We start from the raw sequence: 20592 nt of genomic DNA, 5'->3' as shown, positions 1-20592 counted from the left end.
CTACCGATCTTTAGGTGCAATAAGTATTTAAAATTTGCCCAAAATTCACTTTGGGAATGTTCTAAAGGTATTTTAAATAATAAATTGAATATATATTAAATAACTGTTATTGGGGGTGTCATATGAAGAAATGGATATTCTTAATAGCCTTTTTTGTTTTTGGGGGAGTAATTTTTTCTATTTGGAGTGAGCAAAACAAAGTGAATTACATAGGGGGAATTTTAAATAACATATCCTCAGTCGATTTAATCATCGTAAAAGATAGCGAAACAGATAAACAAATATTTGAATATACTCAGAACGATGATTTTTTTAACGATATGGTTAATATATATGACCCGCCCTTTTTTGAATTAAAAAAATCTGAAAAAAAACTATTAAATAAGGAATCCACATATGTTATCGAGTATTTAAATGATAATACAATTCGATATAAAGTAAATATATACAAAATAGAAGATAGTACAGAGGTATTCGTTGATAAAGAATTTGCCACGGAAATTAAAGAATTCGACTATATCTTTTCACCTGAAAGTACAAATCATAGTTATGTTTTTGTAACGGAGAAATATCATAATTTATTAGGTTTGAATGATGGGTTGAAACAGATTATAGATGAAATATTAAACTTGTAGTATTTCAAAATAACGTCCCAAAATGCTACTTTCAATCTGTCTAGCTAATGGGGAGCATAACACAGCATTGTACGAACAGGCGATAGCTTCGAAATATGAAAATGAAAGCCGAACTAATTTTGAAATCTTATAAATTAGAAAAAGGAAAATGCGCTACTTTAGGCATTTACCTTTATAAATGGTTTGGAAGCTTGATTAATTGTATTAAAAAACCTTTATTTTTTTTAATAATAAACTGACTATGATATTTATAATAACGAGCACTCCAAAAAAGACGGTGAACAGGTTAAAGAACGGCGTATCGTAAAAGTTAAACCACCCTTTAAACAGCGGGGTATCTGTAATGGTACCAAATAAATTCCCGTCTATTTCTCTTAAACGAGGAATCCAGCCTGTAAACTCCATTAATATAAAAACCACTTGTAATAATATAAAAGCAAAAATAGGAAGTAACCACTGTTTTCTTATTAGTTTTATAAAAACTCCTCCTAAAGGGATTTTTAAAACACTTTCTTTTCATAAATTCGAATTGATAATAACCAGGATAGAATGTACGTAATCACCAAGATAAGGCCAGCATATAAAATAAGCTGCGATTCACCTAAATTCATTATTTTGGTGAAAGTTTCCCGAATCTGATCATTTAAATTAGGGATGAAAAACATAATTATTGCCAAATAAAGTCCGAAGCATGTAAAGAATGTGATGTTCACATATTTACTAGTAAATTTATAGGCAACTGGATACATAAAAGAAACGACAAATAACGATCCGATTGCAATCATTAATAAATGAAACCCGTTTGGTAACACTTGTTGAAATAATAAGCTACCACCAGTTATCGCCAATACTATCAATAAAATAAAAAGTATCGCTGAAATGTATTTTGAACTAACAATTTCTTTACGCGTAAAAGGTAATGAGCTTAATAACATTTGCGCATGTCGCTTTTCATCCGTTGAAAATAGGTTTAATGTCAATGTCATGGAAAATAATAGACCTAGAAAAATAATCGGAATATCGATGTACATATAAATAAGCAAAACAAGAAACATAAACATCAGCATTTTTTTATGAATGATTAAATCTTTCTTAACTAATTGATACACCCTTCTCCCCGCCTTTCTTTGTATAGAACATAATATCTTCCAATGTTGCTGTTTCGTATAAAGCTAAGTCTCCAAATAATTGCATGACTCGCCCTTTATTAGATGACAAACCTTCAAATCCCATTTTAGTTTTTCGAATCGCAATAAATTCTTTCTCAGTGTCCGGATCAAGTAAATCCAACCCACCTTTAACGAGCACATATTTTTCTGCAATCGTATAAAATTCATGCATAAATATTAGTTCCCCATTGTGCAGGAAGACGATATAATCTGCAATCCGATCTAAATCTGACGTGATATGAGTAGAAAAGAAAATCGTTTTTTCACCATCCTGCACAATTTCATGCAATAAATTTAAAAACTCACGTCTGAACACCGGATCCAATCCTGCTGTCGGTTCATCCATAATTATTAGTTCTGCGTGATGGGACAAAGCAATTGCCAGTGAGGCTTTCATCATCATCCCTTTAGAGAAGGTTTTTAACTTTTTCTTTTTTAAAGGTAATTGGAATTGTTCAACATATTTATAAAAAAGCTCGTCGTCCCATTGTGTATATACTGGCTGAATTAAATTCTTCATTTCCTGCAAAGTAAGATGTTCATAAAACACATGATCATCATAGACGAAACCAATTTTCTGTTTGATTACTTTTTCATGATCTTTATAATTTAAGCCGAAAACCTTTACTTCCCCACTGTCAGGCTGCAGTAAATTCATAAGCAGCTTAATCGCCGTAGATTTCCCTGTTCCATTTGCCCCAACAAAGCCCGTTACAAATCCTTTTTTTATCTCAAAAGTAAGGTTCTTAATCGCAAAATCATTGAATGCTTTATTTACGTTTGTAAATTGAATAATTGATTCCATTAATCCATCTCCTCATATAACAGTGTCATAATTTCTTTTAGTTCATCTAAACTTAAACCGATTTCCTTGCTGTTTTTTATGGCCTGACTCAGCTGTTCTTCAATTACTTTTTGTTTTCTTTCAATAATCATTTCGATATTTTGCTCCGAAACAAAGGAGCCCTTCCCGACAACAGAGTAAATTAATCCGGCCTTTTCCAACTCTTCATAGGCGCGCTTTGTCGTAATCACACTGACCTCTAAATCTTTTGCCATATTGCGCATAGAAGGTAACGCATAGCCCGCAGGAAGTTCGTTTGCCAAAATACTTTTCTTAATTTGATGAAAGATTTGCTCGTAAATCGGTTCTTTCGAATTGTGAGCGATTAAAATTTGCATGCTTTGTCCTCAATTCATATTGTATATATACTTTATATACAATATACATAATTCCCCCATTTATTGTCAATTAAATCTTTCAAAAAAAATAAAAACATCTTTTTCAAACACAAAAAAACCCGCTCAAGTTTATGAACGGGTTTATAAAATATCTACTCTATGTTTTCTACTAATTTATTGAGCCATCTTTACATTTATTGATTTTTTGCACTTTGTCTCTTAATAATAAACGGAGCAGCCACTAACACTACAATCAGGATAATCCCCAAATAACCAATTAGAGGATAAAAATAACTAACTAGTCCAGTAAATCCTACATAACTTGCTAAATAGCCAACAGTCATTGTAATGAAGAAGAATATTTTAAATTCCTGTGTTCCTGATTCTGCAAAACGAGCTGAGAAAGAAAAGAACATTCCAACCGCTGTATTATAAATCATTGCAAAGATAACTAATGACATGACAATACCTAGTGTTGGCGATAAATTACTAACTATCCCAAGCATTGGCATGTCCAAAGTGCCAACTTCTTCGATTTTCGAGAAAATAGCTAAATGGATTAAGAGAATCAGTATTCCTAAAACAAGTCCACCCAATAATCCACCGAGCGCTGCTGTTTTTGGACTTTTTTCAGCCCCGCCCATAACAATTGACATCGAAGCTCCAACAGCAATATTGAATGAAACGTAATTAATACTGGAAATAAACCAGTTTGGCAAAGTAGTCGGTGTTGCTTGCGCTACGTCGTTTAACGATGTAAAAGTTCCATTCATCGTTAAAAAACTGTAAATCGCAATAAATATAACAAAAATAACGAGAATCGGCGTAATGCTTCCAATAATGGAAACAACCCGATTTACCTTTAAAAATCCTGTTAATAGTACGAGTATCGTCATAAGGGTCGTACCTACAAAGACCGGTAATCCAAACTGTTGGTTTAAGTTTGAACCTGCCCCGGCAAGCATAACGACCCCTACGCCAAACAACGTAAAAATAAGAATTAAATCGATTACAGTTCCAAGATAACGCCCGCTAATTCTGTAAATAACATCTTTATGTGATGTCGTTTTAGTATAACTGCCCAGCCATACTAAAAGCATACCAATGCCTGAAAAAAGTACAGTTGATAAAATTGCTCCGAATATCCCGAGTGTTCCGAAGCTCGTAAAGTATTGCAGTATTTCTTGTCCTGAAGCGAACCCTGCACCCACTATCACACCAATAAATGCGCTTCCAATTTTTAATATATTTTTCAAACGCCTCACTCCCCTTTTTTTGTATAACTACGGTTCAGTATGTATAAAAAAGATAACTTAGGTTATTCCTCATATAAGATTTCAGAATCCATATTAACATGATTCATCCATTAAAATGCTATCCTGTGATAATATATAAATAAACGTTCTGCCTTGGTAATAACGACCTCAGCTCTAATACAACTATAGTTTCTATTCTAGTTACTGCATAAATTCCCCCTTTCCTTTTACTCATACAAGCTCTTGTTAATGTTCAAATAATCCGCTAATTCTCTTTGTCATGGTACTTTCATATTGGGTTTTATACCCATTCATAATATCATACTCTAGTAAACTAGCAATTTAATAATAAAAAAGTAAGGTGAAGTTTTCTTCATTCAAAATAAACGTTGAAAATAATATTTTATGTGCAACAAAAAGGCATTTTTCTCAATGAGATAAATGCCTTTTTGAACTTTATGCTACTTGTTTTATTATATAAAAATTATCCCGTTGCATCTGTACGGTCAAAATGGCGGCCCATTTTTAAAGCATTGATAAATTCATCAGGCGCTGTTACAACACCCGGTGCATTTGCATACAATTTATCCATACTTTCAAATGCAATATAGCCTAGTGTTTTATAATGATTGAATATTTCATCTGCAAATCTTTGTACTTTACGGTTTTGTACTACATCTGTAAAGCTTGCTGCCACAAATAGCCCATCGTAAAGAACAGGGTCTGCCGTATCTAATGTATGGTCAATTTCACGATTATTGATCATGCCTTGTTTATCACTAATCAACTCAACAATAACCCCTTCATTTTCCAAACTTTGAATAAGATCATCCACATTACTGTTTGTGTCGACAATAATACCGACCTTTCTTGTCTTTAAAATCGGTACTTGGTTTTTTAATATACTCACAGCATCTGATGGTGGCAAGTCCGCTACCTGCTCGATTGACGCATCCGGCGCGGATACACCAATTCGCTGTGCAATTTGTTCAGCCATCGCACGGTCTACTCGTGCAAACATATCTACTGCAGCTTTACGGATTTCAATTGTTTCCACTTTTCCTAATTCAAAACAGAAGGCATCAATAATATGCTGCTGTTCTACAGGCGTTTGGCTTAACCAGAATTGACGGGCCTGAGAATAATGATCTTCAAATGATAAGCTTCGCGCGCGTACTTTACGACCTTCAATTTTTTCCTGATAATGAGCATAGCCACCGTCTTTTTGATCTACTACATGCGGTGTATCATTTTGTAATCCATTTCTTCCATAAGCAACACGTCCTTTATTGATCGTCATACGACCGTAGCCATCACGCTGATTGTTATGGAATGGGCATACTGGACGGTTTATCGGTAGCTCATGGAAGTTCGGTCCACCTAAACGGATAAGCTGTGTATCTGTATAAGAGAATAAACGCCCTTGTAACAATGGGTCATTTGAAAAATCAATTCCCGGAACAACGTGACCAACATGGAATGCAATTTGTTCCGTTTCAGCAAAGAAATTATCAACATTGCGATTTAATGTCATTTTCCCAAGCTTTCGAAGAGGAATAAGCTCTTCTGGCCAAATCTTTGTTGGATCCAAAATATCAAAATCAAATTTGAACTCGTCAGCCTGTGGAATTAACTGTACTGCTAGCTCATATTCAGGGTAGTTGCCTGCTTCGATTTGGTCAAACAGGTCACGACGGTGGAAATCAGGGTCTTTACCTGCGATTTTTTGTGCTTCATCCCACACTAAAGATTCCATGCCTTGTACAGGCTTCCAATGGAATTTTACGAAATGAGCTTCTCCATTTGCGTTAACAAAACGGAATGTGTTTACCCCAAACCCTTCCATTTGGCGGTAGCTTTTTGGTATTGCACGGTCAGACATATGCCACATAGTCATATGCGCCGTTTCCTCATTATTTACAACAAAATCCCAAAATGTATCATGTGCACTTTGCGCTTGAGGAATTTCATTATGTGGCTCCGGTTTTACAGCATGTACGAAATCAGGGAATTTAATCGCATCTTGAATGAAGAAAACGGGAATATTATTTCCGACTAAATCATAATTTCCTTCTTCTGTATAAAATTTCGTTGCAAATCCTCGCACATCGCGAACAGTTTCTGCTGAACCCCTTGATCCTGCTACTGTCGAGAAACGAACAAATACAGGTGTTTGTCGACCTTTCTCTCCTAAGAAATGAGCCATTGTAATATCTGAGGCATCGCCATAGCTTTCAAATACACCATGTGCACCTGAACCTCTCGCATGTACGACACGCTCCGGAATACGCTCATGGTCGAAATGCGTCATTTTTTCGCGGAAATGAAAATCCTCCATTATAGTAGGACCGCGCTCGCCTATTGTTAAGGAATGCTCATCATTCGTTAACTTCAATCCATGGTTCGTAGTTAGCGGCTGACCTTCATCTTTTGTAGTAAATTGTTTCAATTGATCGACTTTTTTATTGTTATTGTTTTCCACTTAAAATCCTCCTCATACAAAATAGCAAGTTAATAAGATAGATGGTTCTCAACCATCTCTACTACTTTTCTACCCTGTTTCGAAAAATTATAGTCTCATGAAATATAAACGTAACATTTGAAATATTTATAACAAGATTACATAAAAAAACAGCGCTCCCTATGAGGTCGCTGTTTTTTCTTCATTTAATATTTTCACTGTAAATGTCAGTACATCACCACTGATAGTAGCGACTGCACTCCCACCTAGACGCTCACTTAACAGGCGCACGATTGACAAGCCTAGCCCACTGCTTTTACGGCGTGCTTGGTCTTTCGTATAAAAACGCTCGAAAAGCTGCTCGGGTGAATACGCAGCCACATCATCAATACGATTTCCAACGCTCACATAAGAATATATGTCGTCCTGCCAAAAGTGGACACGTACATCATATGCACTATGCTGCAGTGCGTTTTGGAGCAAGTTTTGAATAATACGGCGAAGCATGCCTTCATCACTGTGCAATAAAAGTTCCTCATCATTTCCCACAACTTCCACCGTGATACCCTTCTCCTCAAACTGCGTGTAAAGTCCGGCAATGAACTCCTCTATGATCACATCTAGACGTACCGGCGCATACACCGGCTCATCTCGTTGACTAAGTAAATAAGAATATTCAAAAAACGTTTCTAATAAGCGTTCTAAATTTGTTACATGACTTTGTGCAATAAGCAATTTTTCGCGTTGAACAAGAGACAAATTATCCTTTAATAAAAGCTGCTGGTAGCCTTTTATTGCCGTAACGGGTGTACGAAAATCATGCGAAATGTTCGAAATCATTTCCTTATAATATTGTTGCTCCTCACGGCTAATCCGACGTGAAGTTTGCTCCTTTGCCAGCAAATCGTTCAATTGTGCGACCAGCGTATTTAACTGCGCATCAAAAAGTTGCAACTGTACTGGTCTCATCACATCCGACGATACCCGCGCCATCAATTGCTCATTGACTGCACGTACTTGGCGGCGCAATGCAATAATATATCCAACTAATATTAAAACTATTGTGCCCAGCACCCAAAGCATGAAAACACCTACTTTATTTCTACTTTTCTAAACATCAAAAACGTGACAACGACGATTACTACCATAAATAATAGCGAAACAAAGATGGCTTGCACAGTGTGATCAGATGATAACGCAATAAATTTTCCGCTAAACGGCGTGACTGATAATACGTTTAATACTGGCAATGAGTCCTTATATATAGATACTTGCCCCGTTAACGCTGACACAATATAGAATACAGGAATAATAAGTAATGCACGCTTTAACGTAAATGCTAATAGTATGGCTAACGATAATTGTCCAACATAGATTACAGTCATCACAGCAATCAATAATAGTTTCGAACCGACCGTTTCATTCATATTGCAAATGAATAAAAAACCGGCTGTCGGCATCCCTATATCGACAGACCAATCTAATAAAATTGCTGCAATGTTAAAAATCGCATACGGGCTAATAATGACAACTAAAAATAGCCAGTATGTCAGGGCTTTAGCAGTAACGATTTGTAAACGAGAATACCCCGCTACAATACTATGATGAAATAGTTTTGCATCAAACTCAGAACCAATCAGTGCCGTCGCTAGTATTGCCCCTAAAATAGCAAGCATACTCGCATCCGAAAATAAAAAAGTAAGGTTGGCAATTTCACCCGCTATTTTTCCGTTCGCAACACCGTTAGTTAAAAACATTGTCAGCCCTGCAAATAGGCAGCTCACAAAAAATAAACTGTGTATCGTACGCGACTTCATTCCTTTAAAGAGGTTTGACAGGACTAAATTATACATGCTGCCCACCTCCAATTAGTGATAGGAAATAGTTTTCGAGTGTATCGCCTTGAATACCGTAAAACGTTAATCCAACACCGTTTTCAACAAGCTTCGTCGAAATTTCAGCAAGACGGTCTAGCCCTTCATACACCTTTACCGATTCGTCAGGCATCACTTTAAAATTCGTAACATCTAGTTGCTGCTCAAGTACATTGACCGTAAGTACTGTGTTCGTTGAGCGAATAACAATCGCCTGTTTGCATGCCTCGTCCAGTTGCTCTAAAGTCAGCTTTTTCACTAAGCGCCCTTGATGGATAATGAAATAGTCCGTCGCCGTTTGGTAAAGCTCCGGTAAATTGTGGCTTGAAACGATAATCGTCATTTCACGTTCTGTGCACAGTTTTTTCAGTAGCCGACGAATTTCTACAACACCGATTGGATCTAACCCATTAATTGGCTCATCTAAAATAAGCAACTCGGGGTTTGGCAATAGTGCCAGTGCAATGCCTAAACGTTGTTTCATACCAAGCGAGAAATCCTTCGCTTTTTTCGTTCCGGCATTTGTTAAACCGACCGTTTCAAGCAGCTCGCTTTCTACGTTTGCATTCGGAATGCCAAGTAATAATCGCTGAGCCTTCAAATTGTCCTTTGCCGATAAGCTAAGGTCGATTGCCGGCGCTTCAATCATACAGCCGACTCGGGTATTTGGCTCAAACGTAATGACACCTGCTGTTGGGAACGTAAGCCCCACAATACACTTCATGAGCGTTGATTTTCCCGCCCCGTTGACTCCAATCAGACCATAAATTTTCCCTTTTTCACATGTAATCGAGACATTATCGAGTACAGTCTGTTGTTTATAGCACTTTGTTATGTTTTCTGCCTTTAAAATAGTTGTGTTCATATCGTTCATTCCTTTCATAATTTCACTATAGTGATGAAAGGTAAAGTTAACGTAAAGTTTCAGTCAATTTTACGTCGTTTTTTTTAGTCGATAGCCTATGCCGCGCAATGTTTCAATGAGGTCTGCTGACGGTGCGGTAGCTTTTAGCTTTAGACGAATATTGCTCATATGTGTTTTAATGCTCGCATCGTCACCAAAATAAGGCTCGCCCCATACTGACTCGTACAGATTCACCTTCGTGAACACTTTGCTCGGCTGCTCAAGCATAAGTTTAAGTAACGCGTATTCTTTCGCTGTTAATGTAACTTCATTCCCCTCGACTGTTACCCGCTTTGCCATATCGTCCATTGTGAGCGGACCATACTGAAGCGAATGTACGGCCATTGATGGTTGAGCCCGACGAAGTAACGCCTCCACACGCACGAGCACCTCGCCAAGATCAAATGGCTTCGTTAAATAATCGTCTGCACCAAGGCGAAGTAAATCAATTTTCGTCGACACGAGGTCTTTTGCCGACAGCATCATAATCGGCACGTTCGACGTTTGACGGAATTCCTTAACAAGCTCATCGCCAGATTTATACGGCAGCATAATATCAAGCAACACGATGTCAATGTCATGCGCCTGAAATTGTTTACTTGCCTCAAGTCCGTCAAATGCTGAGTACACGTTGTACCCTTCCGTTTCAAATAATTCTACGAGCATCTTATGTACATCTTCCACATCTTCAACAATTAAAAGATTTGTCATTGTAGAATCACTCCTTTATTTTGGAACTACCCACATTTAATTTTCTTCCCCCCTTGTCTCACTCACTCATATATTCCTTCACAAAATATGCAGTACTTAAATAATAAATCAAATTTGCATAACGAACAGATTAATCTAGCTCAAAGTTTTAAAATGTTTTTAAGCATAGGAATGTAACCCAGCAATGACTAAGTTAACAAATACCTGATTAAAGACGATGATTCCAAATCCAATAATGGCCATCCATGCTGTTTTTTCGCCTTCCCATGATTTTGATAAGCGCAAGTGAAGCATTGCTGTATAAAATAAGAATGTAATAAGTGCCCACACTTCTTTCGGATCCCATCCCCAAAATCTGCCCCAAGCGATTTGCGCCCATATCATCGCGAAGAGTAGTCCTCCTAACGCAAATAGCGGGAAACCAATTATAACTACTCGATAGGAGATTTCATCCATTAAATTTGCATTGACACGCGTCGTTAATGGTTTTAATAACATGCTGATACTTTTTCTCGTGATTAAACGAATTATTATGTAAATGAATGTTCCAATTAAAAAAGCCCATGCAATTGAATTTAGCTTTAAAGCATCAATTTTATTTGAGATTGTAATAATCCCTTCACCTTGATTATTTTCATTTGTAATGATTGGGTACATTTCATAAATTGCTTTACTTTCCTGTTCCTGAACGTCGATATAAGCTACACTTACTGGCTCCATTATAAAACCGAATACTGTGGAAGCACTAATAAACCCTACGACCACAACTAAACAATACATAACAAATTCAAGTGCACGGGAACTTACTGTTCTCTTGGATACATCAAGCACTTTTAAAAGATAAATAATACCGGTAGCAAAGGAGATTGACAAAATGGCACTCGATAAAGCAACGGTAATTACATGTATTGCAAGCCAATTACTTTTTAAAGAAGGAACCAATGGTGAGACATCACTTGTAAACACACTACCGTATCCAATAATAATTATTGAAATCGGAATAACAAATAACCCAACGACAACTTGTTTGTACATATGAAAAGTGAGAATAAATGCTCCAACTAACATGATTCCAAAAAACGTCATGAATTCAAACATATTACTTACAGGTGCATGATCTACAGCAATCCATCTCGTAATAAAATAGCAAAGCATTAATATAAATGCTACATACGTTAGGAACAGCCCTATCCAACTAAATATCCTTTTGTTCGACTTTACTGAAAGCCCGAGTGGTATTATTGCAACCAATAATAATACAAATCCCCATAGAAGTACGTTACTACTTACATTTAATAATTGATCTGATCTCATATAATCACCTCATAATTTATTATTCCAACGATTTGTTACCTCCTCGGTACTATTAACGCCACCTTTACCATTTAGTTCCTCTTAAGTGAATTAATAGGTAATCATTCTGTACTACATGAAAAATGCGTTGAAGCAAGAGATTTTGACTAGTTTAATCTGACTTTCATGTGAATTAATTTCGAAAAATCAAAGTTATTTACAACGTTTTTTTGAGAATCGCTAGTTTTTCAGTGCCCTAGCGCCAAAGTGGTGAAGCGTTTACTTAAGCGCTTTTGTTCCTAAAATGGCGTGGTTGGTGATGGGAGAGGCAGATTGAATTGCGTAATGAGATAAATAGAGGAATGAATTTCCGTTATTTTTAAAATAATATAAAAAATAGTCAAAATAAGGGAATAAATTTCCGCTATTGACCTAAAAAACATGAAATTTCAGGATTTTATTTAAAATAACGGTAAAACATTCCCTTATTTATTCAAAAATAAGCTACATCCTTCAAATAACGGTAAAGTCTCCCCTTATTTTAGGGGACCAAATGTGATAAAGACACGTACCACATAGCTTTAGCGCTGTCTTGCCGTAGCCCACCAATTAATCAAGTGAAATTTTATTAGAATATCTTCCCCATGTTATGGTGATGAGGTAATTCACAGGGTTTATGAACTTTTAGAGAAAAAAATTATTTATAAAAAACTTGTAAATTTTTCAAATAAAAAATGAACTTTTCCAGTCCCCCATTTGTATAGTTAGTGAAAAGAATTAAAGGGGGCATCATCTTGTTAATTTTAGATAAAGTTCAAAAATCCTATCAGAACCACTCTGTTTTAAAAGGAATTTCATCAACATTTCAGTATGGCCATTGCTACTTGTTACTCGGTGATAATGGTGCTGGAAAATCAACATTATTAAAATGCATTGCTGGGGATGAAAAAATCGATCATGGGTCTATCCATGGAAACCAGCATGAAGATGTCTCAAATTTAGTCGCATTACAATATCAGTTTTTTGAAAGTTACCCTTTTTTAAAGGTTACGGAAGTAATTGAGCTGTTTACAAAACTGATTATAATGCCTTCAAACATTAAAGATCTTTACGAAATATTAGATATTGCCCAGTACGAAAAAACATTAATTAAAAATACTTCGGGTGGACAACGAAAAGCCCTATCCCTGTACTTAGCATTTTTAATGAACAAACCAATCGTTCTTTTAGATGAACCTTTTGCAGATTTGGATTTGAAAAAGAAAAAGCAATTATTCGGCTTTCTGCAAAATCAAGTACAACTTCAAAATAAATGTTTGATTATTATTAGCCACGAAATTAAAGGGCTGGAGGCGTTATTTGATTTTGTCTATATAATGCACAATGGACAATTTATCGAACACGGTACAACAGAGGAGCTTGTGGAGAAATATAAAAATCCTACGTTTTCAGGTTTAGAAGCTGTTTATTTTGGAGTGACAGGACAATTATTAGGAGGTCGGATTAAATGATCATTCAAGTAGCTAAAAGCTTTATATTAGAATCGATTCGCAATACTGGTGTATTTCTTGGTAATTTGCTTCCTGCTTTTATATTTATTATTTGTTCATGGATATGTACGATTAGTATAAAAAGTAGTCCGGAAACGTTGGACTTTATGATTAAAGGTCAGTTTTTCCCAATCTCAATTATGCTTTTAGTGTTTGCCTTTGCATTTTCAAGTGCAACGATTTATTTGGCAGATTTAAAGGCAAATAATACAATTCATCTACTTAAACGAACAAATATTTCACCGGCAAGGTATTTTCTTGGGATTGGTTTAGGGGTTTTTCTAATGATGAATTTAGTGTTAATACTTTTATTGACAGGCTATTCCTTCATTATTTCACTATCCATAACTGCTCTTATTTCCATCATTTTAATCTGTAATTTTGTTTTACTCGCAATTTATCCCCTATGCTTTATCGTAGCTGGTGTTGTAAAAAACGGGAAAGTTGCACAAAGTTTGCTTGTCCCTATTATGCTTGTATTTATGTTCTCCATTACGATGACATCCTTATTTTTAACTCTTAACGAGCAACAACCGCAGGATTATTATATTTACTTAATTTGGAATCCGATGCTATATTTAAGTGATACATTGCAATTCCAGTTAAATTTAAATGACCAGACATGGTTACCCCTTTATCAATATAGTATTATACTAACAATTCTTTGTATGGTATTAAGTATATTTGCAAAACAAATTTATATAAGGCAGGACTGAGCAAAATGGGTATCGGATTTATTATTTCTCTTATCGTGGCTGCCATCTGGATCGTTATTATTCTTGGTATCATGATTCCTTACCACAAAAAATATGTCATTAAAGAAAACGGCAAAATCAACTACAAAAAAACGAAAATTTATTTACGCTGGAATGTATTTGATACGCTGACACTTATACTCGCCATTTACACCATCTTTTGTGTTCAAGCATTAAATATGCTGCTTACTTTCGGTGGTGAAACCGTTGAAAACCCATACGTTCAATTTTTTACAAATCAGGCGCAAGCGTGGGTCATTGTAACGATTTCCTATTTAGTAACAAGAATTTCTTCTACATTAAAAAGTATTAAAGCTCAAATCGGTGAAGTCCATGACATTGACGAATGAAGAACTGATGAAGCAGGTTCAAACGGGTAATATAGAGGCATTAGGTGTACTATACGAACGACTCCATGAACCTCTATACTGCTTTTTATTCCGCTATACGAAAGAAGAACAAATTAGTATCGATACGGTTCATGATGCATTTGAGATTTTGCAAAAGAAGCATCAGCATTACAATGCATCCATTGGTACAGTGAAGTCATATTTATTTCAAATCGCCTATCGTCATTTAATTAATAAGTTAAATAGAAGAAAACGTTGGCAAACGCTGTTACCTTTTTTAGTTCCTATTCCTAAAAAAGCACTGCAAACGGATGATAAACTTATGATTCAGCAGGCAATTGCAAAACTCCCGGACAAACAACGTGCGGTGATTTTACTTGCCTATTATGAAGATTTACCATTAGAAGAAATTGCACTTATTTTAAGTATTCCAACAGGTACAGTAAAATCCCGTTTACACAAAGCCATTCAAGTTTTGAAAATCGAATTAAAGGAGGCGTTCCAACATGAAAGAGGATTTTAAAAACGAAGAAGAACTCACAAACTTGTTGGACACTTACAAAGTAGATGTACCAACAAAAAAGCTTTCTGTTAAACAATCACCTTTCAATCGTTTTATCCGTTATTTAGGTTCCCCGGCCAAGGACCCTTTAGCAGATCTGTCAGAAGGTAAAAATGGGTACCTATTTTTAAAGCTATTCCCATTAGCGTGCGGAATATTTCTGGCCATGCTGCAAATTTTATTTCTTTACTAAGCAACAATATTTTCAATTTCCCTATAAATTGAAAATATTGTTTTTTTAATTCTATTGATCATTATATTTGTCAATGCATGCCTTCATTTTATTTGACCATAATATTTATAGCAAAGTAAGAAAATATTTATGAATCGAGGGGAATTATGTATTACTACAAAGAAGAGTTAATCAATATTATTAAGCCCGATAAACCAGACCCGGAAGCTGCCCGCGTATTGCAGGAAATTTTAGGCGGACATTACGGCGAAATGCGTACAATGATGCAATTTTTCTTCCAAAGCTCCAATTTCAGAGGAAAAGAAACACAGTTCCGGGATTTACTTCGCGGTATTTTTTTAGAGGAAATCGCCCATGTGGAACTTGTTCAAAATACAATTAATCAATTATTGAATGGTTCAGGAGAGTCGAGTGCACCAGGTAATAATGGTATGGATCAATCGCCATTAGATGATGCAGTTCGACATGCCAATCCCCATCACTACATTATCGGTGCACAGGCATCATTGCCAGTAGATGCTGCCGGTAATCCATGGAACGGCTCATGGGTATACTCGCACGGTAACCTCGCAGCAGATTTACTGAATAACCTTGTATTGGAATCAACAGGTGTGCTGCAGAAAACGCGAATCTACGAAATGAGTTCAAACCAGACGTTCCGTGAGACCCTAGCATTTTTAATCGTGCGTGATAATGCACATCAAAATGCCTTTGCGAAAGCACTCGAAACATTAGGTGTGGATTGGGGAAAACTCTTCCCGATTCCAAATTATGATATAAATAAGTATCCGGAATGCCGAAAATTTGTTGATATGGGCTATCATAATACCCAATTCAACTTTAGACTGGACCCGACGCGAATCGGCGAAATTCTCCAAGGGACATCTCCGAGCCGAAATGGTGGAACATATCAGGTAACACCGCCGCCAGCAGGATTCCCAGTACCGCTAATGCCCGATATGCCAAATGAACATAGCCCTGGGTTATATGATTTGAATAATTAATTTCCAATAAAACTGCGTGTCCAAAAAATATCGGACACGCCTTTTTCACTCATTTTCTTTATTGACATACTTCCCTTTATTCGGGATTGCGATTTCTTTAAAATCATCTGCAAGCCTTTTTAAGTTTTGCGTTAATTCTTCACCGCTCATCGGTAAGCCGTGACCTGTAATGGCAAGGGATGGTTTCAAAGCTTCCAATTTTTTTACTGATTCTGATGCCGAAGCCCAGTCTGTCGTAAAATACTTTGGCGGACCATTGATTTCCTTTTCCTGTGTAAATACTTTATAAAGCGATTCTTGCTTCACCGTCACAAAGGCATCACCTACGATTAATGCACCATCACTTTCCCTAAATAACGATACATGTCCCGGAGAATGACCCGGTGTATGAATCCATTGAAACCCTTCCATATATGGAACCGTTCCATCAAGTGGCAGCTCCTCGATATAACCTGTTAGATTAACCGCCTCATTTGGAAATATTGGCGACATTTTTGCTACTAGCCCACTATCTGAACTCGGATCTGCTTCAGGGTAATCGATTTCCCCTGTTAAATAAGGTAATTCTAAAGAATGGGCATAAACCGGTACTTTCCAATGTCTTACTAATTCGATGACTGCACCTACATGATCGAAATGGCCATGTGTCAGAATGATCGCTTTCGGTCTTGCATTTTCCCCAAACCTTTTTTCAGCAGCTGTGATGATGGCTTCTGAACTGTACGGCATGCCCGCATCAATTAACACGAAATCATCGCTATTTGGGCAGCTATAAAAGACGATATTTACGATCTGTACTGTGTGTACATACAAGTCAGGTAATACCTCTATACTTATACCACTCTGTTTCGTAGTCGCAGGAATGAATTTATAATCATCACCATAGCTCATATCTTTGTCCATCAATATCCCCTCCAAAATCCTTTATTCTAATATACCTGTTTTAACAATTTCTACACTTAATTTGACGGATATATCCATAGTTGAAAAATGTTCATTCCAGTCTTTCTTAAAGTATTTAGGATGAAAAGCACGTACACCACGCCCAAGCCCTAACGCATCACTCTTTGCTTCTTGTAATTTTTTTATCACTTCATTCATATCCTGTTCAATTTTTTCAGTAAGGAATTGTTGGAGGTCCTTCCTTTGAATGTCATCACTCAAATGACCTTGGGGATATTCCGAGACCATCAATTCCAGTTTTTTATCTATTACAATTTTATTTTCAGAAATATCGAGATTCCTTTTAGTTTTATTAATTCGCACTGTTACTGGACTATCCTTATATAAATAACTAATACGTGTCGCAAAACCAAGGGAATTATTTAATATATTCAACATAACCCCTTCATTTGTGTTTAAAGTGCTTCCGGTAAATGCACGACCGGAAAACAGGGCTAAACCATCGGAAACTGGGCGACCATCCTCCCCCATTTTTAAATAGGGCAAGGCTAAATCCTGCGCATTTTCAAATAGTATTGCACATGCTGTTTGCAATGTATAAGGTATTACTAACGAATTTTCTTCCAAGCTTGTAATAAATCGCTCATAATACTCGCCTGCAGTTGTTTGCTTTTGTTCACTCAGTTCAAAAAATGGTTTTAAATCGCCTTGAATTATAGCTAATTTTGAAGTTATCGGACTATTAGGATCGCGGAAATAACCATCCAAATATTCATATATATCATCTTTTGCAGAGTCTTCCGAAATAAGTACAGTTGATAAAACTGATAAGTCTAATGTTTGTTCTACTTTTAGCTCTGCATCCTGCCGAACATCCCGTGGTGAAATCCCAATACCTGTAATAATAATCGTTTGCATTTCCTCTGTAGTTGCTTCTGGATACGCATAAAATGCAGTTAAGTCACCAATAGTGCCTTCAAACCCAGTTAGTGATACAACAGATGAATTTTTATATAGCCTCTCATCCCAACATCCCGTTAGTAATAATAGTGCTATTGGCGAAATTATGAGGATGATTTCTCTAATTCGGATACAGTTCGCCCCCTTATTTTATTAACAAAAATAATAAGTACCGGTAAAATAAATGTAAAAATAATATTCAGATAAACTAAATAATTTTTCAAAAAATCCAATACTGAAAATTTTATAAGAAAGTTAGCTGTTATACCGATGATTGCAAAAAAAATGAGTTGCTGCAGTCTGGGTAAACGGCGCTTTTTTTCAAAATAGACTAATCGCATAACGAGGGCGTAATTGACAATGGCAACTAACGACCAAGAAAGCCATATATATACAAAAAATATATCTAATCTCTTTGCAAATGTTACTTCTACTGAATGCAGAATATATAAAATAGGTTCAGGAATCAGTTTTATCTCTTCTAATGAAAAGTACATCAATGAAAATGAAATAGATAACAGATAAAAGCTAGTTAGCAACGAAAAATAAAGAAAAAGAGATTTTTTTGGTATTTTATCATTACTCACTAAATATTTACGAAGGACTACAAATACTTCTGCACCACCAAATGCATATGTCGCATAAATAAACCCCATCCACCAAGTATCTTGTCGGTCATAAAAAAATGGCAATAAATTCGTAGCATGTAAATTTGGAATAGTCAAAAACATAAATACTAAAAACAAAAAGAGCATTGGTATTAACACGACACCAATATTAACTGCGGTCTCTGGTCTACTAATACTTGCATAAAAACAAACAGATAAAAAAATTGCAATAAGTACTATAGTAGGTGTATTTGGAAATATCCATGAAGTTAGTACATATGTGATATAAATAACGAACACAGTAACATATAACGACCAGTAAATTAGATACAGCGTTTTTGTAAAACTATTTAGCACGAAGTATTTATGTGTTCTTTCAAAAAATAATAATTGCAAAAAAAAGATAACCGAAATAATGATAAATTGTATTGTTGCATCACGGTTTCCGTGTTCGATTATTATATTTTGAAAGGAAGTATATACAAACCCCGTTTGCATTACGAACATTAATAAAAATAATTGTAATTTCGTCAATTGGATGCTCATGTATTATCATCCTTTTTAGGAGAAAAGCTTGTTGCCTGTTTTTTTGCTTTATAATTAGGTGCTCTAAGAAAAATCTTTTTTAATTCTTTTGGCTCGAATGGAATAATCGGTGAAAAATAAGGTCGTTTTAATGAACTCAAATTCAATAAATGAATAACCAATAAAAAAGTACCAATTACAATACCGAAAAATCCGAACAGTGAAGCCAAAAACATGAAAGGAAAACGAAGCATTCGAATCGATGTGTTAAGTTCGACAGATGGTACTACAAAGCTTGAAATTGCTGTAAATGCAACGACAATAACCATCAAATTTGATACAAGTCCCGCACTTACAATCGCGTCGCCAATAACAAGTCCCCCAACAATACCGATTGTCTGACCAATAGATTTCGGGAGTCGAACACTCGCCTCACGTATAAGTTCAATCGTTATTTCCATGATCATTGCCTCGATCAGTGGCCTGTATGGAATTTGGTTGATATCTGACTTTACTTTGTTACCAAGTTCGAGTGGTAGTACCTCAAAGTGAAAGCTTACAATGGCAATATAAAATGCTGGCAAAAATATGGCGGATACAAAGCTGAAAATTCGCATTAACCGATAAAATGTACCGACTAATACGCGTGCGTTAAAATCATCCGGTGTTTGGTAAAAGGAAAAAAATGTTACAGGGCCAATAAGTGCTGTAGGAGACAAATCAGTCATAATCGCAATTTTGCCTTCTAAAATATTCGCTACAACACGGTCTGGTCGTTCTGTATTTAAAAGTTGAGGAAATGGAGACCACACTTGATCCTCTAGTTGGTCACTAAGCTGTCCAATGCTATAAAACATATCCAGTTCAATTTCACTTAATCGTTTTTCAACTGTTTTAAGTGCTTCTGTATCAACTACACCCTCTACATAAAAGTAGTAAGCAGTTGTTTTTGTCTCCTTACCAAGTAAAACCTCTTTTACAACGAGTTTATTATTTTTTATACGTTTTCTTATAAGTGACACATTCGTATCAAAATTCTCTACAAACCCTTCATGAGAGCCACGTATTATTTGTTCTGTTTCAGGCTCTTCAGGTGTTTTATGGGCAAAATCTGCATTGTTTATTCTAATCATCTGGTTGGATTGAATAAGAATGATTATTGTCTCGCCGTTGCATACATAGTCAACTAGTTTTTGCTGATTATACTTTTCTGTAGTAATGGTAATTGAATCATCTTTAACAAGCTGTTTTGGAATTGCGTTATTTCCACTTTTTTCTAATTCGTTCGAATTTATTTTGCCATTATTTTGAACACTGTCTAGATTTTCTTGTGCTAGCTGACTCAATTGTCTAAGGTTCATTAAATTTTGTTCGACGTCTGCCTTATTTACAAGGGAGGAATAATAACACAAAATTGCTTCTTCAACTTGACCAATCCTTATTTCTTTAACTACAAAATCTGCTGAATGGAGGAACTCCTTATTTAGTCGTTTTATCTCTTGCTTCATTTCCAATGTTTGTAGCAAAACGACTCCCCCTTTTTTGACAAAGTATGGGACATTTTTAAAAGAGTTATTCATTTTTGTTAAAGTTGGGAAAGATAGATAAACTAGTGATGGTTTATCACTAAATATTTCATAATTGCTGTAGTTAAAGATGTTTATTTTTTAATAACAAGGTTATACATTTATTAGGTC

Annotated in this window: 22 protein-coding genes; 7 read left to right on the top strand and 15 right to left on the bottom strand. The window is 35.8% G+C overall.

Features of this window, described 5'->3' with window-relative positions:
• Positions 1–122: 122 nt before the first annotated feature.
• Positions 123–635, top strand: coding sequence for a hypothetical protein (locus SNE38_RS04275; RefSeq protein WP_191703043.1), 513 nt, complete (start codon positions 123–125; stop codon positions 633–635).
• Between the two features lie 204 nt (positions 636–839).
• On the opposite strand, the gene SNE38_RS04270 is transcribed toward SNE38_RS04275, so the two are convergent.
• The 11 genes from SNE38_RS04270 to ccsB form a co-directional block, all read right to left on the bottom strand.
• Entirely contained in the window at positions 840–1103 is a 264-nt protein-coding gene (locus tag SNE38_RS04270; RefSeq protein ID WP_318247675.1) for a YfzA family protein, read from the bottom strand.
• 32 nt (positions 1104–1135) lie between these two features.
• On the bottom strand, positions 1136–1744 hold the full coding sequence (locus SNE38_RS04265) for an ABC-2 transporter permease (protein WP_191703042.1): 609 nt from the start codon (positions 1742–1744) through the stop codon (positions 1136–1138).
• Positions 1728–2609, bottom strand: coding sequence for an ABC transporter ATP-binding protein (locus SNE38_RS04260; protein ID WP_191703041.1), 882 nt, complete (start codon positions 2607–2609; stop codon positions 1728–1730). The genes SNE38_RS04265 and SNE38_RS04260 overlap by 17 nt, the downstream gene beginning before the upstream one ends.
• On the bottom strand, positions 2609–2986 hold the full coding sequence (locus SNE38_RS04255) for a GntR family transcriptional regulator (protein ID WP_191703040.1): 378 nt from the start codon (positions 2984–2986) through the stop codon (positions 2609–2611). Before SNE38_RS04255 ends, SNE38_RS04260 begins: the two co-directional genes overlap by 1 nt.
• A 194-nt stretch (positions 2987–3180) precedes the next feature.
• On the bottom strand, positions 3181–4242 hold the full coding sequence (locus SNE38_RS04250; RefSeq protein WP_336045919.1) for a YkvI family membrane protein: 1062 nt from the start codon (positions 4240–4242) through the stop codon (positions 3181–3183).
• 484 nt (positions 4243–4726) lie between these two features.
• Entirely contained in the window at positions 4727–6724 is a 1998-nt protein-coding gene (locus SNE38_RS04245) for a catalase (protein WP_336045918.1), read from the bottom strand.
• A 159-nt stretch (positions 6725–6883) separates the two neighbouring features.
• Positions 6884–7786, bottom strand: coding sequence for a sensor histidine kinase (locus SNE38_RS04240; RefSeq protein ID WP_336045917.1), 903 nt, complete (start codon positions 7784–7786; stop codon positions 6884–6886).
• A gap of 8 nt (positions 7787–7794) precedes the next feature.
• Entirely contained in the window at positions 7795–8556 is a 762-nt protein-coding gene (locus SNE38_RS04235) for a hypothetical protein (RefSeq protein WP_336045916.1), read from the bottom strand.
• A complete protein-coding gene (locus tag SNE38_RS04230; protein WP_336045915.1) occupies positions 8549–9442 on the bottom strand; it encodes an ATP-binding cassette domain-containing protein in 894 nt (297 codons plus the stop codon). Before SNE38_RS04230 ends, SNE38_RS04235 begins: the two co-directional genes overlap by 8 nt.
• Before the next feature lie 69 nt (positions 9443–9511).
• Entirely contained in the window at positions 9512–10192 is a 681-nt protein-coding gene (locus tag SNE38_RS04225) for a response regulator transcription factor (RefSeq protein WP_336045914.1), read from the bottom strand.
• Positions 10193–10351: 159 nt separating this feature from the next.
• Entirely contained in the window at positions 10352–11506 is a 1155-nt protein-coding gene (ccsB, locus tag SNE38_RS04220) for a c-type cytochrome biogenesis protein CcsB (RefSeq protein WP_336045913.1), read from the bottom strand.
• 773 nt (positions 11507–12279) lie between these two features.
• On the opposite strand from ccsB, the gene SNE38_RS04215 reads away from it, so the two are divergent.
• The 6 genes from SNE38_RS04215 to SNE38_RS04190 all read left to right on the top strand — a co-directional run bounded on the left by SNE38_RS04215 (position 12280) and on the right by SNE38_RS04190 (position 15899).
• A complete protein-coding gene (locus SNE38_RS04215; protein ID WP_336045912.1) occupies positions 12280–12996 on the top strand; it encodes an ABC transporter ATP-binding protein in 717 nt (238 codons plus the stop codon).
• On the top strand, positions 12993–13751 hold the full coding sequence (locus SNE38_RS04210) for an ABC transporter permease (RefSeq protein ID WP_336045911.1): 759 nt from the start codon (positions 12993–12995) through the stop codon (positions 13749–13751). Before SNE38_RS04215 ends, SNE38_RS04210 begins: the two co-directional genes overlap by 4 nt.
• A gap of 5 nt (positions 13752–13756) precedes the next feature.
• The gene (locus tag SNE38_RS04205) at positions 13757–14140 is read left to right on the top strand and encodes a group-specific protein (protein ID WP_336045910.1); all 384 of its coding nucleotides are present in this window, start codon (positions 13757–13759) and stop codon (positions 14138–14140) included.
• Positions 14124–14663: an RNA polymerase sigma factor gene (locus tag SNE38_RS04200; protein WP_336045909.1), complete on the top strand. Its 540-nt coding sequence runs from the start codon at positions 14124–14126 to the stop codon at positions 14661–14663. The genes SNE38_RS04205 and SNE38_RS04200 overlap by 17 nt, the downstream gene beginning before the upstream one ends.
• A complete protein-coding gene (locus tag SNE38_RS04195; RefSeq protein ID WP_336045908.1) occupies positions 14647–14895 on the top strand; it encodes a hypothetical protein in 249 nt (82 codons plus the stop codon). Before SNE38_RS04200 ends, SNE38_RS04195 begins: the two co-directional genes overlap by 17 nt.
• Before the next feature lie 146 nt (positions 14896–15041).
• Entirely contained in the window at positions 15042–15899 is an 858-nt protein-coding gene (locus tag SNE38_RS04190) for a manganese catalase family protein (RefSeq protein WP_191703030.1), read from the top strand.
• Between the two features lie 45 nt (positions 15900–15944).
• Here SNE38_RS04190 and SNE38_RS04185 read toward each other — a convergent pair whose 3' ends face one another.
• From SNE38_RS04185 to SNE38_RS04170, 4 genes are read right to left on the bottom strand one after another with little or no spacing between them, the layout of a single operon-like run.
• Positions 15945–16802 (bottom strand): MBL fold metallo-hydrolase, encoded by an 858-nt coding sequence (locus SNE38_RS04185; protein WP_336045907.1) that lies wholly within the window; start codon positions 16800–16802, stop codon positions 15945–15947.
• Between the two features lie 21 nt (positions 16803–16823).
• Positions 16824–17858: a Ger(x)C family spore germination protein gene (locus SNE38_RS04180; protein ID WP_336046039.1), complete on the bottom strand. Its 1035-nt coding sequence runs from the start codon at positions 17856–17858 to the stop codon at positions 16824–16826.
• An 8-nt stretch (positions 17859–17866) separates the two neighbouring features.
• Positions 17867–18916 (bottom strand): GerAB/ArcD/ProY family transporter, encoded by a 1050-nt coding sequence (locus SNE38_RS04175; protein WP_336045906.1) that lies wholly within the window; start codon positions 18914–18916, stop codon positions 17867–17869.
• Positions 18913–20403: a spore germination protein gene (locus SNE38_RS04170; RefSeq protein ID WP_408022375.1), complete on the bottom strand. Its 1491-nt coding sequence runs from the start codon at positions 20401–20403 to the stop codon at positions 18913–18915. Before SNE38_RS04170 ends, SNE38_RS04175 begins: the two co-directional genes overlap by 4 nt.
• Positions 20404–20592: the final 189 nt, after the last annotated feature.

Origin of the sequence: Solibacillus ferritrahens, from assembly GCF_037027585.1 — a bacterium.
Lineage (GTDB): Bacteria > Bacillota > Bacilli > Bacillales_A > Planococcaceae > Solibacillus > Solibacillus ferritrahens.
Note: the sequence above shows the minus strand (reverse complement) of the source record. Positions and strands in the feature narration are given on the sequence as shown.